A 17318-nucleotide genomic window follows, 5' to 3' on the forward strand; every position below is an offset into this window, starting at 1 on the left:
TTTTAGAAATTTCAGCTGGTGGAGCTGGTAAATGTGTAGCAGGCATCGCTTCTGGTGCAGTTAGTGGATTCCTAACAGGAGCTGGATACACTTGGGAATTCGGCCCTGCTGTAATTTATGGCAGCGGAGTAGGCGCTTTAGCTGGCGGCATTGCTGGCGGCATTGGCGGTTGCTAATAAATTTTATATCTAATAATGATTAGAATGAAAAAAGCGATTAAATTGGGTTTTAATTTAATCGCTTTTAATTTATAGAAACTAGAACTAGCAATTATAATATGCATAAAATTTCTTACTTTCTAACAGTATGCTTAAAATATATGTTATCCAATTTTAGAATTTATAGAAAGAAAGGTTTAATTCTATAGACCGTATTTCATTTATATTCTAATTTCAACTAATATAACTTTTTTAAATTAAATAAGGAAATTACATACATGCTAGAACCAAAGAATAAGCCTGCACAAACCCATATAATAATATCAGAGAAAGAAACTGATATTTTTCCTGAGCTTAAATAAGGAAAAACATAACACATTAATATAAACATTTCAAAAGTCCAAAGTAAACCCGCTCTAATACTAGATTTTTTAATCTGTTTTTTCTTTTTAAAAAATTCTTCTTTTGTAGAGCACTCTATATCATTCAATTTTTTCTTTTTTAATTTCCACATTAGATAGTTAGCGTAAAGCATATTGACCACAAAGGTAATTATAGTTCCTATGGATAAGGTTTGATTAATAGTATCCACTACTAGCATAATAAACATAGCTAATATATTTGTATACCATAACATTAACCCTGCAATAGCAAACTCTTTGTTTATTTCTTGTATTTGATATTCATCTCTTTCACTTACCTTGTTTATAAATCTCAAGTACATTTTTTCTAACATATTTTTCATTATTACAACTCCTCCCAAAATAAATCATTTAAAGTAACTCCAAGGGTTTGACAAATCTTAATACAAAGATTTAAAGATGGATTATATGCGCCTTGTTCAATTAAACCTATTGTTTGCCTGCTAACATTTGTCAATTTTGCTAATTCTCCTTGTGTCATACCTTTTTCAAGTCGAATCCGCTTAACTTTGGTAAGCATCTAAAAACCCTCCAATACTATAGTTTACTTTTGTTATTTATATATTACATTTGTTTTTTATATACGTCAAGTGTCATATATATTTATAAGATCCCAGTATGAATTTCGACAAGAAATAAGCCGAATCACGAATACATAAATCTCCTGGTCGTAAAGTATTTAAGCACTTCGTGCCAAATATTTTGTCGTTATTTTTTTCTGGTCCAACTTGAAAGTTAAGAAATTTTCTACTGTGCAGATCATATCCTAATTGAATTTTGATTTCGGCTGTTTGAGCACAGCCTCCAGAGCCTGGATATACATCTTCTAAAGCATTCGGTACCTGAAATACAGTAGCATCTAAGATACGTATTCGTTGAAAATAAGAGAAGAGATGGTTAGAGATTTGTGTTTGTTCACATACCTTTTGTTGTAACAGTAAAGAGAAAATATGTTATGAAAACAAAACTGCTTTAGCATTTAAACGTTTATTTAAGCCCTCAGGGCTGAGTAAAGTGCAAGTGGCTGCATGAAGCTTACTACATAATCATACTAAGGGATCACCTGCTACTCGTTACTGATCCAAATACAAATCGGGGCTAAGTCTGAGCAAGAAAACTTACGTTTTCGCTTTATAAATCCCATTTCTCTTGCAAGTTCTTCTAAAAATACAGGTGTCACATATCGTTGTAATCCCTTTGCAAATAGTTGTAGTTCATCTTGAATCAAGGGGTTCATCAAAAAACGTCATTCTTTCTAATCTAGCTTGTTTAGAAAGAATGACGTTTTTGAGTAATTAGGGGGTATTAAAATCTCTTAAATTGATGGGCATGTATGGTGAGGCCTAATAACTACATTATGGCCGTTTTCTTTATACTTCCCCCTAAACATTGGCTGTATATTACAAATAAATGCAGACTATAGTCTGTAGTTAAAAGAAGATTACTCTCTCAAAATTATCTTATAAATATAAGGAGAGTGATTTCTTGAAAATCGAAGAAGCCTTTGGAATTACCCTACAAAAATACCGGCATATCACTAATATAAGTCAAGAACAGCTCGCACTTAACTCTAGTTTAGATAGAACATATATTAGTCTTCTTGAACGTGGTAAAAGAAAACCCACAATCAATACTATATTTGCATTAGCTGAAACTCTTGATGTCAAACCCTCCCTGTTAATTCAAGAAGTAGAATTTTTAGTCTCAAAGTCCAAAGAGTAATACCACCTTATTAAAATTAATATTAAATAACTATAGAAAATACAAACTTTAAGTAATTATTTTAGATTAAGTAACAAGCAAAAGAAATAGTATCATTATATTTCTTCTTTTGCTTGTTATAAAAACTATACAGTATAAAAAAGCATAATAAACTAATTTTTTATTCTGCTATTGTTCCCCATAGCAAAACTAGTAATAGTATAAAGAATAGCTTCCTCGCATCTTTTTAGAATGTTTTTAAACATTTTGTAATAGTTCACTTGGTCGAAATTCATCTTGATCTAATATTTCTATAGGTTCAATTAGAACCCGTTGTTTCCCAGTTCCCCCCATATATTCAATCTTTGTAGCTCCATAGGTATCGATAAGATAAGCTATTATTTGCTTATGTTCCTGTTCACTACATTCACCACTGCACCCTAATTGCGTACATAAAGGATATGCCCTTTTCCTCGTTCCCCCATGGTAAGTAAATAACTCCCTTTTTTCTTCTTCATCTTGATATGGAAAACACTCCCTTAAATAAGACACATCCTTCCAATTACTGTATAGTTCATCATATACTACCTTATAAGCATCGTTTACTTCTCTCTTTATAGAACCTGTTATTCCTTCCTGTTCCATGAGATTCTTTAAAAATTCTCTTTGGTCTTTATTTACTCTGTTTTTTGTTGTCTTCACTTCATTTTCCCTATAGATTTCTTCTACCGTCTTATTAGCTACTTTAAAATCTAAATATTGACTAAGCTTTTCTTTCTCTTCAATATCTCTATATGGAAAATCCTTCATTGTTTGAGGAATAGGAAGTTTATCCATAGCTAAACTAATACAGACTTCTTTAAATACAAGCTCTGTAGTTCCATTTAGAATAATTTTAAAGTTAGCATCTTTACATACCTTTTCTAAGAATAACTTTTGATCTTTTTTTATCTTCTTAGGTTCATACATTTTCACTTTTATATGTTTTCTCTTCTGTATTTTAGCTAATAATTTACGGTTAGGACGGCTTAACAAATTTCCAATATCTAATGCTTCTTTGTTATATGGTTTATATTCAGCTTCTGCTCCTTTTTCTAACTTTTTAATATAAAAAGATTCTACCTCTTCCCATGATCTAGTCAGTACATACCCTTGTTCTTTTAATAACTCTCGCACATCCTTACCATACCCTTGAGATGTATAAATGCGCTCATCAAGTATTGTGACAATTCCATAATCCTCAATACTTCTAATTAAGCGCCCTACCGCTTGATCTAACTTATTTATCATCATTGGATAACTAACTTTTTTAAACCTATCTTCCTTTTTAATTCCCATACTCATTAACTCTATAATAGGATCATTAAAAGCTGGAAATGGTAACTTATTTATAATAACTGATGTTAAAGAAGTTCCTGCTATTGAAAACCCAGAGAAAAAACTACCGGATCCAACTAACACACTCTCTTCTAATTCTTTAAAACGTTTAGTTAAATTTTCAACTCCACTTTCTCCTTGTTTGTATAATGGAACGTTAGAAGTCGCTAATTCTACTTTGATTCCATTATAAAATTCATCCATATGGTCCTTAGAGGTATTTAAAAGAAGCGTACGTCCCCCTGTCAACCTCAGTAATTTACGAATCTCTTTTAATGCATTTTCTATAAACTCATCTTTATTAGGATTACCTAATTTCTTAGGTATGTAAATAAGTGCTTGATTCTTGTAATCGAATGGACTATTTAAAACTTTTGTTACCGCTTCTCCACTTTTAATATTCCATTGATTTTTAATATAAGAAAAATCTTTATTCACCGTAAGGGTACCCGACATAAATATAATTTTATTGGAATTCTTGATATAATCTAACATCTGTCGGAATACCTCTTTATAATTATTTTCTATGACATGAAATTCATTATCTTCTAAGCTTATCCAAGACGTATACTTCTCCTTCTGTAAAAATCTATGGAGAATACCAGACAATTCGTCCAATATTTCAGCCCTTCGGTACTTTGCCTGAAATAGATTTTCATTTAAGATTTTTTGTAGCGTCTTTAAAATAGAAAATACAAAGTCTGTTAACAAGTAGCGCCCCGCATCTGACTTCTTATTATATTCTTTGTTCCTTTTTACCCATGCTCCTAATCTATCTACGGCTTTTTTCCACTTATAATTGTCCCGTTCTATATATTTTTCAAGATTCCTCAAGTAAGACAGAGTAAACGTTTTTTCTAAACGACCAATAAATGTTTCCAAAAAATCGTGAGCTTCATCAATTATCACTAGCCCCATATCAGTTTTTAGTACTGGCTCATAAATACTATCCATATCCATTGCATTTAAAAACGAATTAATTAGTTGATCATGATTGGTTATAACTACATCATTTTCAATTGCTTTAAATCTTCTCCGATGTATAATCGTCGGACATACCATTGAAAATTGACAAGCCCTACAATTAGACTTATTAGATAACTCAACTCTTTTCCATTTTTTATCCTCTATATTAAAGCCATGTTCCTCTTCTAATTCGCTCCTTTGCCCCGTCTTACTTAATCGAAAAAACTTTTCCAAAACATGTTGATCTGTACGCGAAAATAATTCGTTTTCTATTTTTTGACTTGAATTCTTCATCCTAAAGTGACAATAATAATGTGATTTTCCCTTTGCAACAATTGGGTTATTTACTAACCCCAGTTTACGTAATAGTGGAATTTCACTCCTCATTAACTGTCCTTGCAAATTAATAGTAGCAGTAGCATACATAACATTCCTTTTATCGAATGTATTATATTTCCGATCTACTAAGACTGGAACTAATGCTCCTAATGACTTTCCTGTTCCTACTGGTGCCTCAATAATCATTACTCTCTTACTAGACTCCAAAAACTCTCCAATATCTAATGCCATTTGTAACTGAGATGCCCTAATAATACTAGTACCATAGTGTTTGATTAGCTTTTCTTCAAATATGTCTAAAATTACATCTGCTTTAGAATTCATCTACTGCCCCCTCTACTTTTCTAACTTGCAATCTCTCTTTTATATAACTCTCTTGTTTAGAGTAGTTTTACTTTCACTATAACCCTTTAATATTTTATACAATATCTTCCTTACACAAAAACTTATTATATCACCGAACAAACAACATATCAATATATGGACTTTAAAAACGTTTGTAAAACTACATATTGATTTCTTACCTTTTATCCCTATAAAAACCTAGATAAAATAAAAAGCACGATAAATTTATATCGTGCTTTTTATCATATACTTCATAATAATAAGGTAAATTCATATATTGTATATACTATGTTTCCCTCCACTCTAAAGCTGAAATTAACACACCTAATAACATTCCAGTCCCCAATAGTGACTAGAAGCGCCAAAATTTAATCTTCTTTTTTACTGCTTTCCCATTTAAATTCAAGTGCATTAAGTACCGGAAATTCTTGATACATGCTTTTCTTTATGTTTTCTTTTCCCATTTCCACTATTGATTTAACTTTTTCGCTTAAAAAAATTATTACAATACCGGTCTCTTTTAACATTTGTATCTCAATAGTATTTTCAGCGATTAATTCACCAACAATAGCAGACCACTTGTCTTGAATATCATTAATATTAGGTAACTCATTGTAGATATCAAACTTTTTTAAATCAAAAGATTTAAGTATACGCTTACTCTCACTATTATTACCTTGTTGAATTTCTAAAAGGAACTCCTTTGTTGTCTGTTTTATTTCTTCTTTCAAGCGCTCATAATCCATTGAAGGGCTATAGCGAAGGCGAATTAAAGGTAGACCACTTGTTTGGAAAATTATATTTTTCTTTATGGCATTGCTTTTTTGAGGCTCGTGGTCTTGATAAGTACTGTCACGTTCATATGTCATAATAGGAAAATAATTTGTTGTATCAACAATTGCAAAGTCTACATGCGCCTTAAAGAAATAGTCTAATATATCATTATCAAGGTAATCACGGATTTTTTCAGCATCAATTATAGTTTTTAAATCCATATTCGGAAATACTAAGTGCATCGGAAACAATTCCTTTAAAACCCTATATAAATTGATCTCTGCCTCATGATAGAAAATAGGACGATAAAAACAATTATTATCCCATTTAATAATTTGTCGCTCCAACTTAGGATTTATATAGCTCTCTACATTTTCTTTAATTGCCTGATCAATGTACCATCCTCTTCCAGCATCAAAATAAATCAGTTCTAATGATTGCAAGTGCCTTATAAGTTTTTCAAAATAACGCCCTTTAAAATTAGTAGCATTCATAAGTAATTCATTAGATACATATTCCTGACCTTGAAAACGATAAATTGTAAAAATGATTTTTTTATGTTGACTATCCGTCTTTTTAAAATAGCGCTCAACTATTTTTTGCGGATGAGATTTTTGCTCATCAATCATTTTTTTTGTAGTATTTATATTTTGTATTATTATTTGATCATTGGGTAATATCTTATTCGCTTTGTTAAATAAATCTAAAGCTTTCATGTAATTTTTATCTATATCTCGGTAAATGACTCCCAAGTTATTAAAAACTCCTGATCCTTCTTTTCCCTTTTTAATCATAGCCTCATATATTTCCTTAGCCTGTTCTTTTTCACCACTTTCAGATAAACAATATGCTAATTCAAAAGAAAGTCCATTCTTAACTTGTTCTTTTAATTTTTCATTTTCACATTTATTGTATAATAAAGCAAACTGACGATACATTTTCTCTTCATAAAACTTCATAAAAGAATATGATGTTATATTTGACAAAATATATTCTTCCGCGAATTTTTTTTTATATTTTGTATGCTTTGATTCATCTAACAAATCAAAAAAACATGTAATATCTTGTTGCGAACAAATAAAATTTTGACCATAATCATCTATCTCACATATTTTTTTAGTTAGAGTCCCTAAAACATCCCTATATTTCATTACAAAATCTACTTTCCATTTTTTAAAAAAAGTTTTAAACTTCGGTAGAACACCTTCAATTGGGTCACGAAATTCAAAATAAATGTATCCCTTAAAAACTGGTTTTATAAAGTACAAAAAACGAATTACTAAATCATTTAATATTAGTTCTTCTACTCCACTATAAAATTCATCCCACTCTTCAAGGAAATTTTGAGTACTACTTTTCCAGCCATTAATGGAATCAAAGAAATAAAATTTCTTATTAAGTAATAAATGAGAAAAATTCATTACTACATGTTCAAACTTTTGTTTCCCAACTTTACTATACAAATGTTGGTAATTCATAAAAAATAACCTTGCAATGTAATAAGTATCAACTCTATAGTAACTAATATTTTGAAGTTCTATCCGGTTATCTATGCATAGTTCAAATAAATTTACAGTTATCTCCTTATCTTCTTCTAAAAATTCTTCATTTTCCTTCTTAGTAATTAAATATAAGAAGACAAAGTAATAATAATTTACTAATTCTTGTTCTCTTGCCTCCTCATCTATTTTTAATAAAGCTTTTGAACAATTCCCTACCCCTGCAACTTTTAATAACTCTAAAGCTCCTTTAAAGTCACCTAAAGTATGATATAAATACATAATTCTTGATATAACCATCAAAAAATGCGTTGCTTCAACGCTTGCTTTACTTAACTTTCCACACTTACCATATATATACTTTAATAATAAACTTAAATTATCTTTCTCATAAAATAATTTTTCTACCGCAAAACGGTGCTTAATTTCTTCCTCAGAAATACCTTCTTCATGAATTTCCTTTGGATACAATAAAGGCATTAGTTTATCATATGTATCTGGCTCAAATTTTTCATTTACGGAGTATTCCCAATGAATATCTTCAATAGATAATTCATCATTATCCTTTTCTAATACCTGAGTCGATGCTGCAATCTTCATATCTCTTTTTTTAAAATTCCGTTTTTTCTTCATTTCATATCACCTTATCTTTTTTATTTACTATTTTATCATTGTATGTTACAACTACTGTTTTTTTATGAACCGTTCGTTTTATTCCCTAAAAAATCACAATCTCCCTTAGTAAGTTACTCTTTTAATTAGTTTCTTTTTTCACTAAACTATTTGGTTAGAATTATAAAAAGACTGCTGTATTTAACATATGTTTTATCAAATTTAACAATAAATCTACACATATTATGTATAATGAACGAAGTTCATTATCAATTAACCATTCTTAACACAAAAAGCATGACATTTTTATGTCATGCTTTTTCTCCTATAATCTAACAAGTCACTTCATTTCTAAATGTACAACTTTCTTGTAGTATGAATAACTTTGTTGTAAATGGTACAACTTTCTTGTCACTTTACAACTATATTTATTAACCTACCAATCTCCTACTCAACCGTAACAGACTTAGCTAAGTTACGTGGCTTATCAACGTCACACTCGCGGTGAAGTGCTGCGTAGTATGAGATAAGTTGTAATGGAATAACTGCTACTAGCGGTGCTAGCGCTTCGTGTACAGCTGGTAATACGAAGCTGTCACCTTCCATTTCTAAGCCTTTCATTGAGATGATACATGGGTTAGCTCCGCGTGCTACTACTTCTTTCACGTTACCACGAATTCCAAGGTTTACGTGCTCTTGTGTAGCAAGTGCGATAACTGGTGTACCATTTTCAATTAAAGCGATTGTACCGTGTTTTAATTCTCCTCCAGCAAATCCTTCTGCTTGGATGTAAGAGATTTCTTTTAGCTTTAACGCACCTTCTAATCCTACGTAGAAGTCTACGCTACGTCCGATGAAGAAGCAGTTACGCGTTGTTGCTAAAAATTGTTTTGCTAATGCGTCCATTTCTTCTTTTTGATCACAAAGTTGTACCATTGCATTTGCTACAAGTCCTAGTTCGTGTGTTAAGTCAAAACCAAGAACTTCACCTTTTGCTTTAGCAATATCTGCAGCTAAAATTGAAAGTACTGCAAGCTGTGCTGTGTAAGCTTTCGTTGATGCAACTGCGATTTCTGGTCCCGCGTATAACGGAAGTGTATAATCCGCTTCACGAGAAAGTGTAGAACCAGGTACGTTTGTAATCGTTAATGCTTTATGACCCATTTCATTTGTTTGTACAAGTACTGCACGGCTATCAGCTGTTTCACCACTTTGTGAAATGTAAATGAAGAATGGTCTTTCTGTTAATAATGGCATGTTATAAGAGAATTCACTTGCTACATGCACTTCAACTGGCATTTTTGCAAACTTCTCGATAAATTGTTTTCCAACAAGACCTGCATGATAACTTGTTCCACATGCAATGATATAAATACGATCGCTATCTAAAATCGCATTGCGGATGTCTTGATCTAATTCAATCTCGCCATTTTCATCTTGATACTTTTGAATTATATTACGGATAACAAGTGGTTGCTCATCGATTTCTTTAAGCATGAAATGAGGGTATGTTCCTTTTTCAATATCACTTGCGTCTAATTCCGCTGTAAACGGTGCACGTTCAATCGTTTCACCTTGTAAGTTTTTAATTGTAATACTTTCTTTCGTTACAATTACAATTTCTTTATCCATTAATTCAATAAATTGATCTGTAACTTGTAACATCGCCATAGCGTCGCTCGCCACAACATTAAAGTTGTCACCAACACCTACTAATAGCGGGCTTTTGTTTTTAGCAACATAAATCATGTTTGGATTTTCAGCATCAAGTAATCCGATTGCATAAGAGCCATGTAAAAGAGATAGCGTATTACGGAACGCTTCTTCTACACTTAGTCCTGTGCTCACTTGTTGTTCCATAAGCTGTACGATAACCTCTGTATCCGTTTCACTTACGAACGTTACATCTTGTAAATATTCCTTCTTCACTAACTCATAGTTTTCAATTACACCGTTATGAACTAGTGTAAAACGCTTTGATGTACTTTGATGCGGATGCGCGTTTACTTTGCTCGGAACACCATGTGTAGCCCAGCGTGTGTGACCGATTCCCACGCTTGTTGCTACGTTCTCATCTACGATTTCGCGAAGTTTTGCAATACGGCCTTTTTCTTTGTATACAACAACACCGTTCTCTGCTTGTACTGCAATACCTGCTGAATCATATCCACGATATTCTAGCTTTTCTAAACCTTTTAATAAAATTTCCTTTGCATCTTGCTCTCCAATAAATCCTACGATTCCACACATGTTTAGTCGCCGTTACAAATGCTTACACTGCTCTGCGAACATGTAACGACATAGTCCGATACCATTTTTATTTATACTAAAAAACGGATTACATATTGCTAGCCCTGTAAGCTTGTAACGGCTTTCACCTTCCTCTCGATTGGGTTTAAGTCCGTATATACTTATACAGCTAGTTTGTATCCGTTCCTTTTCTCTCATCACACTTTCACCTTTGTCCACTAAGTCACCTTAATGATTTAAGTAAAAGCTTGCGGTTGTGATGAACAACCGGGAGCCATCCGCCGAAATCTCGATAAACCCCACCTCGTCAACTACACTACTTGTAGTTCTGGCGCTTCTATAATTTACAATATTTCCTTTGAGAAAAAGAACAAGACCATCTTATAACAAACATGGATAAACCGTCAATGAAAATTTTTTCACCATCTATAAAACATATGAAAAAGGAGCACTTATTGTGCTCCTTTTCAATAAATTTATTAAATTATTCAGCGCCAACTTCCGCTTTCACAACTTCTACAATGCGATGTACATATGCATCACAAACTTCTTGTGTTGGTGCTTCTGCCATTACACGAATAAGTGGTTCTGTTCCAGATGGACGAACAAGAATGCGGCCATCACCGTTCATTTCTTCCTCTACAACACGAATAATTTCTTTAATTTTTTCGTTTTCTAGTGCTAGTTTTTTATCTGTTACACGAACGTTTACTAGTAATTGCGGGAATTTTGTCATTTCTCCTGCAAGCTCAGATAATGGTTTTTTCGTCATTTTCATAATGTTTACAAGTTGAAGTGCACTTAACATTCCATCACCAGTTGTAATGTAATCAAGTAAGATAATATGTCCTGATTGTTCTCCACCTAAGTTGTAACCTCCGCGCTTCATTTCTTCCATTACGTAGCGGTCACCAACTGCTGTTTTATCACTTGTAATACCGTTAGCTTCAAGTGCTTTGTAGAAACCTAAGTTACTCATAACTGTTGAAACAACTGTATTGTGCTTTAGTTGACCAGTTTCTTTCATGTACTTTGCACAAATAAACATAATTTGATCGCCATCAACAATGTTTCCTTTTTCATCTACAGCGATTAAACGGTCACCATCACCATCGAAAGCAAGACCAATATCAGCACCTTTTTCTTTTACTAATTCAGCTAATACTTCTGGATGCGTAGAACCTACTCCATCGTTAATGTTCATACCATTTGGTGAAGTTCCCATTGTTGAAATATCAGCTTCTAAATCAGCAAATAAGTACGGAGCTAAAGAAGATGTAGCACCATGCGCACAATCTAAAGCGATATGCAAACCTGAGAAATCTTCCTCTACAGTTTGTTTAATGTATTGTAAATACTTTTGTCCACCTTCAAAATAATCACTCACTTGCCCAAGGTTCGTACCTGTTGGACGTGGTAATTCATCCACTTCTTTGTCTAATAAAGCTTCGATTTCTGCTTCTTGCTCATCTGTTAATTTAAAACCGTCTGAACCGAAGAATTTAATTCCGTTATCTTGTACTGGATTATGAGATGCAGAAATCATAACACCAGCTTGTGCATCTAACGCTTTCGTTAAATAAGCAACACCTGGTGTAGAAATAACACCAAGACGCATTACTTCTGCTCCAGTTGATAATAGACCTGCTACTAAAGCTCCTTCTAACATATGTCCTGATATACGTGTATCACGGCCGATAATTACTTTTGGACGGTCTGTATCTTTTGTTAATACATAACCACCAAAACGTCCAATTTTGAACGCTAACTCAGGTGTTAACTCCTGATTCGCAACCCCGCGTACTCCATCTGTACCAAAATATTTACCCATTATGATTCGCTCCTTTTTCTGGCTCTTTTTGATTATCTACTGTTGGCTCTTGGCTAGTTTCTTTATCTTTATTTTGTTCCGGTTCCTTCTCCTTCTCCTTTTCCTTTTCTGGATCAGGCTTAGGTTCAGGTTCAGGATTTTTTGGTTTTTCAGTTTGATTATCTTTATTATTATTTGAATTTGGTTGCTCACCGTTACCCTGTACTTCTTTATCAGGATTTTCTTTCTTCACAATTGTGACTTTAGCACTTTTTTGTTTTGGCTCTATTGAAATATTACCAGGGCCACTCACTTGAATAGCAACATCCTTCGTCCCAGGAGACACATTTTGTAGATTAATCACTGCTGTTATTTGAGCAGCTGTTATTTTATCTACTATACTTGTTTCTCCTGAAATATCAACGCTTATCTTCCCATCTTGCGGCGAAAGTAACTGGGCCGTAACGTCTTTAGAAAGTCCATTTTTTTGAATTGATATACCATCAATCGTTCTTGTTTTCGTTTGTTTTGTTTTTTGTACGCCTACTGAAACCTTTACTTGATTTGGCTTCGCACTTGTTACACCCTTTGGTAATAAAACAGAGGTATCGAATGTTGTAGACTCTGTCAATTGACTAAGATCTACTTCGACCCCCTCTATCGATTGTATATTATCCAATATATCTTTTGGACCTGCTATCGTTACTTCTCTCGGCTCAACGCTAACATTTGTAACGGCCAATCCTTCCGGTAAACTCCCCTTTTTCGCATATGTTATAGGAACAGTTTTTTCAGTATTATTGGCCGTAGCTTGCGTCGCCACATTCAACGTTACACTAATTTTAGATGGACTTGTTCTTACATTTAAACGTTTGCCTTCTTTATTGTATAATGTCACTTCGGGTGTTTTTGTAACAGTTTTATTAACACCTTTTAAATCAACATACGCCTTAGCAGATGAAATACTTTCAATTTCTTCTTTCGTCCCAACTACCTCAACCGTATCAGGTTTAATGTTTGATTTTTCGAGCGTAGCACCAGCTGACATCTGATCCTCATTTGATAATTTCAAGTCTACATGAACATATTTTCTCGCTTTTTCATGAAGAGTAATTTTAATTGTTGATGGCTGAACTGTTCCTTTCACATCATCTGGAAGTCCATTCGTTTTCAAAGAAACTTCATACGTTCCTTTTTCGCTACCTCTCAAATCAACTGGTATATCAAATTGTTTTTTCGCTTTTGCCGTAGCAACTGCTGCCTTTGGACCCTCTAACTTCACCTTAACGCCCTCTGCCGGAATACCACTTACAATATATTTCTCTTCATCATACTTAACGTTAATAGCATAATTAGTTAATGTTTCTTTCGCATCATTTGCAAAAGGTAGGATCCCCGATGTCGTATTTTTTTCAGTTAAAGTCGCTGACATAAAAAGCATACACGCCAATAGTAATGAGATCCCCTTTAAAAACCAATGATTCTCCATTAACTTATCCATGACGCTTTCTCCTCCAATTCCATAAAGACGAAGAAGTCGTTTTTTCGTTCGCACTAAATTCAGCTAACAACATATCTTTCAGTTGTTCTGTCTTCAAATCACGATGCAACTTACCATTTTTCGTTAAAGAAATTTGGCCTGTTTCTTCCGACACAACTACTGTAATGCTATCAGTAACTTCACTAACTCCCATTGCAGCGCGATGCCTAGTTCCTAACTCCTTAGAGATAAATGGACTTTCTGATAACGGAAGATAGCAAGCTGCTGCTTTAATGGTACTTCCTTGCATAATTACTGCTCCATCGTGAAGAGGTGTGTTTGGAATGAAAATATTAATGAGTAATTCCGATGATACGTTTGCATTTAGCGGAATACCCGTTTCTACATAATCACCCATACCGGTCTCTTTTGACAAGGTAATTAATGCACCAATTCTACGTTTTCCCATATATTCCGTTGCTTTTGCTATCGCTGTTGCAACCATTTCAGGCTCATCATCCTCATGAGTTCCAGTACGCGAAAATAAACTCCCGCGTCCTAGCTGCTCAAGCGCTCTTCGCAATTCTGGCTGGAAAATAATAATAACGGCTAAAAATCCCCACGTTAATACTTGTTCAGTTAGCCAATATAGCGTTCGCAATCCAAGGAAAATACTGATCATCCGAACGACAATAATAACTGTAATCCCTTTTAAAAGTTGAACAGCTTTCGTCCCTCGGATTATGAGAATTAGCTTATATATAATAAACCATACAACGGCAATATCTAATGCCGTACTAAGATATTTCAAAATGGTCGTATCTTCAAAAGGCATGCTAACCCTTCCTCCTACTTACGAGCAATTCTATCCATATATTGAAATATTGTTTTATGCTCTATCTGTATGTATTTCCAACAACTAGTTAATTATACCATACATGAAACAAACGACAATTACAAACACCCCCCTTTAGTCTAAATTGGTAAGATGTCAAACATTCTTATCGTACAGTATAATATAAATCATTATTATACGCCTATTTTCAAATAAAAAAAGCAACTTCTCAGTTGCTTTTCTTACATTTATTTTAGTTTTTCACCGAATAAAGAACCCATTAAAGCAACCGCTGTTGTTGCCGTTCTATTTCGCTCATCTAAAATCGTATTTACCTCAACAAACTCGGCAGATGTAACAATATCAGCTTCCGCTAACATCTCCATTGCTAAATGACTTTCACGATAAGATAAGCCACCAATTACAGGTGTTCCAACTCCTGGTGCATCATGAGGATCAAGACCATCTAAATCTAATGATAAATGCACACCATCAGTATGAGATAAATACGCGATTGTTTCTTCCATAACAGCCGTCATACCCATACGATCAATCTCGTGCATTGAAAATACTTTAATACCTTCATTTCGAATAAAGTCTTTTTCTCCTTCATCTAATGCACGTGCACCGATAATTACAACATTCTCTTTTTTCACCTTTGGATATGCCCCGTATAAATCTACAAGCGCCGGATGTCCATACCCTAAACTTGCTGCAAGTGACATACCGTGAATATTTCCAGATGGTGAAGTTTCTTCTGTATTTAAATCGCCATGTGCATCATACCAAATAACACCTAGGTTTTTATAATGTTTCGCAACACCAGCTAATGTACCAATAGCGATACTATGATCGCCACCTAATACAAGTGGAAAACGTCCTTCTTCTATAATATGATCCACCTTACTTGCTAATTCGTTACATACAGTTGCAACTTGTGTAAGGTTTCTTAAGCTTGTATTTACATCTACTTCTTTTTCTCTCTCTATACATATATCTCCCATATCTTTAACGTCATATCCAATTTCTTCAATTCTTTCAATTACACCTGCATAACGGATTGCGCTCGGTCCCATATCAACCCCACGACGCATCTGTCCTAAATCCATTGGAACTCCAATAACTGAAATTTCTTTTTTCATAGATAGTATCCCCCTTTTGTTCCTTCACTAAATATTTTAAATCTTTTATATAGTCTGACTCAACTCGACATTTTTCTGTATGTATATACAAATTATTCACTTATATTCGCTTCGAAATCCAAATTTTAAGACTATTCCATGTATAAAGTTAACTTAATGAAGCAACTACTATCATTATTATTAGATAATAATAAAAAACACTCCCGCATTTAGAAGTGTTTTTCTGATGCTATTTTCCACACTGCTGCAATATTCTTTGCTGTCATTTCAATATTCTCTTCTGCTACTTTATATGCCTCCTCTAATGTCGTCGGACTTGTTGTAATACTAAATACTGCATCAATTCCTTTTTCATGAACAGCCGAGTAATTCGGAGATACTGATCCCCCAATCGCAATGACAGGAATATGAAAAAGCTTTGCACGCTCCGCAACACCTACTGGGGCCTTTCCATATGCTGTTTGTTCATCTATTCTCCCTTCGCCAGTTATAATTAAATCTGCACCTTCTATATGCTTATCAAAATTTGTATAATCTAATACAATTTCAATTCCCCTCCGCAAGCTTCCCTTCAGCACTGCAATAACAGCTGCTCCCATACCTCCTGCAGCTCCTGCACCAGGTATTTTAGATACGTCGCAAAATAGGTATTGTTTAAGGATATGCGCATAATGCTTTAAATTCTCATCCAGCTCTTTCATCATCTCTTCATCCGCACCCTTTTGTCGCCCAAATACGAAAGATGCTCCTCTTATTCCAACTAACGGATTATCTACATCACATGCTGCTTCTATCTTTATATGCTTTAAGCGTGAATCCATTTGTGAAAAATCAATAGAGACAATCGAATGTAACGTTCCACCAGACGGCTCTATTACTTCTCCTTTTCCATTTATAAACCTGACTCCTAAAGCTGACAACATACCCGCTCCTCCATCATTTGTAGCACTTCCTCCCAGTCCTAAAATGATATGCTCAGCTCCTTCGTCTAGCGCATGTAGTATAAGTTCTCCTGTTCCTTTCGTCGTCGTAATAAGTGGGTTTCGCTTTTTAGCTGGAACGTGTTGTAAGCCTGATGCTGCTGCCATTTCAATAAACGCTGTCTTTTTATCTTTAGACATACCGTAAAAGGCTTGTACGCTCTCTCTAAGCGGTCCTGTCACATGAAATGATATAATCCTCCCGCTTGTAGCATCAACAAGGGAATCAACCGTTCCTTCCCCTCCGTCTCCAATTGGTATTTTTACATACTCTGCTTTAGGAAAAATTGCTCCAAAACCTCTTTCAATAGCTTCACATACTTCTATAGCTTTTAAGCTTTCTTTATATGAATCAGATGCAATAACAACTTTCATAATTATCCCCATCCTTTATTTTCACGTTTTCTCCATTTTAAATGACAAGTATGAAAGTTGTCTTTTTAAACAAAAAAAAAGCTTACATCATATGATGTAAGCTTTCTCTATTAGATGGAGCCTAGCGGGATCGAACCGCTGACCTCCTGCGTGCAAGGCAGGCGCTCTCCCAGCTGAGCTAAGGCCCCTTAGTAATTAAGCGGAAGACGGGATTCGAACCCGCGACCCCAACCTTGGCAAGGTTGTATTCTAC

Annotated in this window: 12 protein-coding genes, 1 tRNA gene and 1 pseudogene; 1 reads left to right on the forward strand and 13 read right to left on the reverse strand. The window is 34.0% G+C overall.

Annotation, left to right across the window (positions count from 1 at the left end; all coding sequences use genetic code 11):
• Positions 1–396: 396 nt before the first annotated feature.
• The 3 genes and pseudogenes from RTP99_RS23250 to RTP99_RS23260 all read right to left on the reverse strand — a co-directional run.
• Entirely contained in the window at positions 397–903 is a 507-nt protein-coding gene (locus tag RTP99_RS23250) for a DUF3278 domain-containing protein (RefSeq protein WP_000794172.1), read from the reverse strand.
• A 2-nt stretch (positions 904–905) separates the two neighbouring features.
• Positions 906–1100, reverse strand: coding sequence for a helix-turn-helix transcriptional regulator (locus tag RTP99_RS23255; protein ID WP_000956454.1), 195 nt, complete (start codon positions 1098–1100; stop codon positions 906–908).
• 112 nt (positions 1101–1212) lie between these two features.
• Positions 1213–1817, reverse strand: a pseudogene (locus RTP99_RS23260) (IS4 family transposase); the annotation flags it as partial.
• 248 nt (positions 1818–2065) lie between these two features.
• Here RTP99_RS23260 and RTP99_RS23265 point away from each other — a divergent pair.
• A complete protein-coding gene (locus RTP99_RS23265; protein WP_000687419.1) occupies positions 2066–2302 on the forward strand; it encodes a helix-turn-helix domain-containing protein in 237 nt (78 codons plus the stop codon).
• A gap of 237 nt (positions 2303–2539) precedes the next feature.
• On the opposite strand, the gene RTP99_RS23270 is transcribed toward RTP99_RS23265, so the two are convergent.
• The 10 genes from RTP99_RS23270 to RTP99_RS23315 form a co-directional block, all read right to left on the reverse strand.
• Complete coding sequence (locus RTP99_RS23270; protein ID WP_001084943.1) at positions 2540–5287, reverse strand: ATP-dependent DNA helicase; 2748 nt, start codon at positions 5285–5287, stop codon at positions 2540–2542.
• Between the two features lie 389 nt (positions 5288–5676).
• Positions 5677–8214, reverse strand: coding sequence for a DUF2726 domain-containing protein (locus RTP99_RS23275; protein ID WP_000730236.1), 2538 nt, complete (start codon positions 8212–8214; stop codon positions 5677–5679).
• A 426-nt stretch (positions 8215–8640) separates the two neighbouring features.
• Entirely contained in the window at positions 8641–10443 is a 1803-nt protein-coding gene (gene glmS / locus RTP99_RS23280) for a glutamine--fructose-6-phosphate transaminase (isomerizing) (RefSeq protein WP_000334168.1), read from the reverse strand.
• A gap of 12 nt (positions 10444–10455) precedes the next feature.
• Complete coding sequence (locus tag RTP99_RS23285) at positions 10456–10641, reverse strand: hypothetical protein (protein ID WP_001208183.1); 186 nt, start codon at positions 10639–10641, stop codon at positions 10456–10458.
• A gap of 286 nt (positions 10642–10927) precedes the next feature.
• Entirely contained in the window at positions 10928–12274 is a 1347-nt protein-coding gene (glmM, locus tag RTP99_RS23290) for a phosphoglucosamine mutase (protein WP_000521482.1), read from the reverse strand.
• Positions 12267–13754, reverse strand: coding sequence for a CdaR family protein (locus RTP99_RS23295; protein WP_000359581.1), 1488 nt, complete (start codon positions 13752–13754; stop codon positions 12267–12269). The genes glmM and RTP99_RS23295 overlap by 8 nt, the downstream gene beginning before the upstream one ends.
• Positions 13747–14568, reverse strand: coding sequence for a diadenylate cyclase CdaA (gene cdaA, locus RTP99_RS23300; protein WP_001115703.1), 822 nt, complete (start codon positions 14566–14568; stop codon positions 13747–13749). Before cdaA ends, RTP99_RS23295 begins: the two co-directional genes overlap by 8 nt.
• 248 nt (positions 14569–14816) lie before the next feature.
• The gene (gene rocF / locus RTP99_RS23305; protein ID WP_000711567.1) at positions 14817–15710 is read right to left on the reverse strand and encodes an arginase; all 894 of its coding nucleotides are present in this window, start codon (positions 15708–15710) and stop codon (positions 14817–14819) included.
• A gap of 209 nt (positions 15711–15919) precedes the next feature.
• Entirely contained in the window at positions 15920–17065 is a 1146-nt protein-coding gene (locus RTP99_RS23310; RefSeq protein ID WP_000869571.1) for a glycerate kinase, read from the reverse strand.
• Positions 17066–17180: 115 nt separating this feature from the next.
• Positions 17181–17253 (reverse strand) — tRNA-Ala (locus RTP99_RS23315).
• Positions 17254–17318: the final 65 nt, after the last annotated feature.

Origin of the sequence: Bacillus sp. (in: firmicutes) (genome assembly GCF_031983925.1) — a bacterium.
Lineage (GTDB): Bacteria > Bacillota > Bacilli > Bacillales > Bacillaceae_G > Bacillus_A > Bacillus_A pacificus.

Excerpts from the sequence above, each read along its gene's own strand:
- RTP99_RS23250 (WP_000794172.1), bottom strand. The coding sequence starts at position 903 with ATGAAAAATATGTTAGAAAAAATGTACTTGAGATTTATAAACAAGGTA.
- RTP99_RS23255 (WP_000956454.1), bottom strand. The coding sequence starts at position 1,100 with ATGCTTACCAAAGTTAAGCGGATTCGACTTGAAAAAGGTATGACACAA.
- RTP99_RS23270 (WP_001084943.1), bottom strand. The coding sequence starts at position 5,287 with ATGAATTCTAAAGCAGATGTAATTTTAGACATATTTGAAGAAAAGCTA.
- RTP99_RS23275 (WP_000730236.1), bottom strand. The coding sequence starts at position 8,214 with ATGAAGAAAAAACGGAATTTTAAAAAAAGAGATATGAAGATTGCAGCA.
- glmS (WP_000334168.1), bottom strand. The coding sequence starts at position 10,443 with ATGTGTGGAATCGTAGGATTTATTGGAGAGCAAGATGCAAAGGAAATT.
- RTP99_RS23285 (WP_001208183.1), bottom strand. The coding sequence starts at position 10,641 with ATGAGAGAAAAGGAACGGATACAAACTAGCTGTATAAGTATATACGGA.
- glmM (WP_000521482.1), bottom strand. The coding sequence starts at position 12,274 with ATGGGTAAATATTTTGGTACAGATGGAGTACGCGGGGTTGCGAATCAG.
- RTP99_RS23295 (WP_000359581.1), bottom strand. The coding sequence starts at position 13,754 with ATGGATAAGTTAATGGAGAATCATTGGTTTTTAAAGGGGATCTCATTA.
- cdaA (WP_001115703.1), bottom strand. The coding sequence starts at position 14,568 with ATGCCTTTTGAAGATACGACCATTTTGAAATATCTTAGTACGGCATTA.
- rocF (WP_000711567.1), bottom strand. The coding sequence starts at position 15,710 with ATGAAAAAAGAAATTTCAGTTATTGGAGTTCCAATGGATTTAGGACAG.
- RTP99_RS23310 (WP_000869571.1), bottom strand. The coding sequence starts at position 17,065 with ATGAAAGTTGTTATTGCATCTGATTCATATAAAGAAAGCTTAAAAGCT.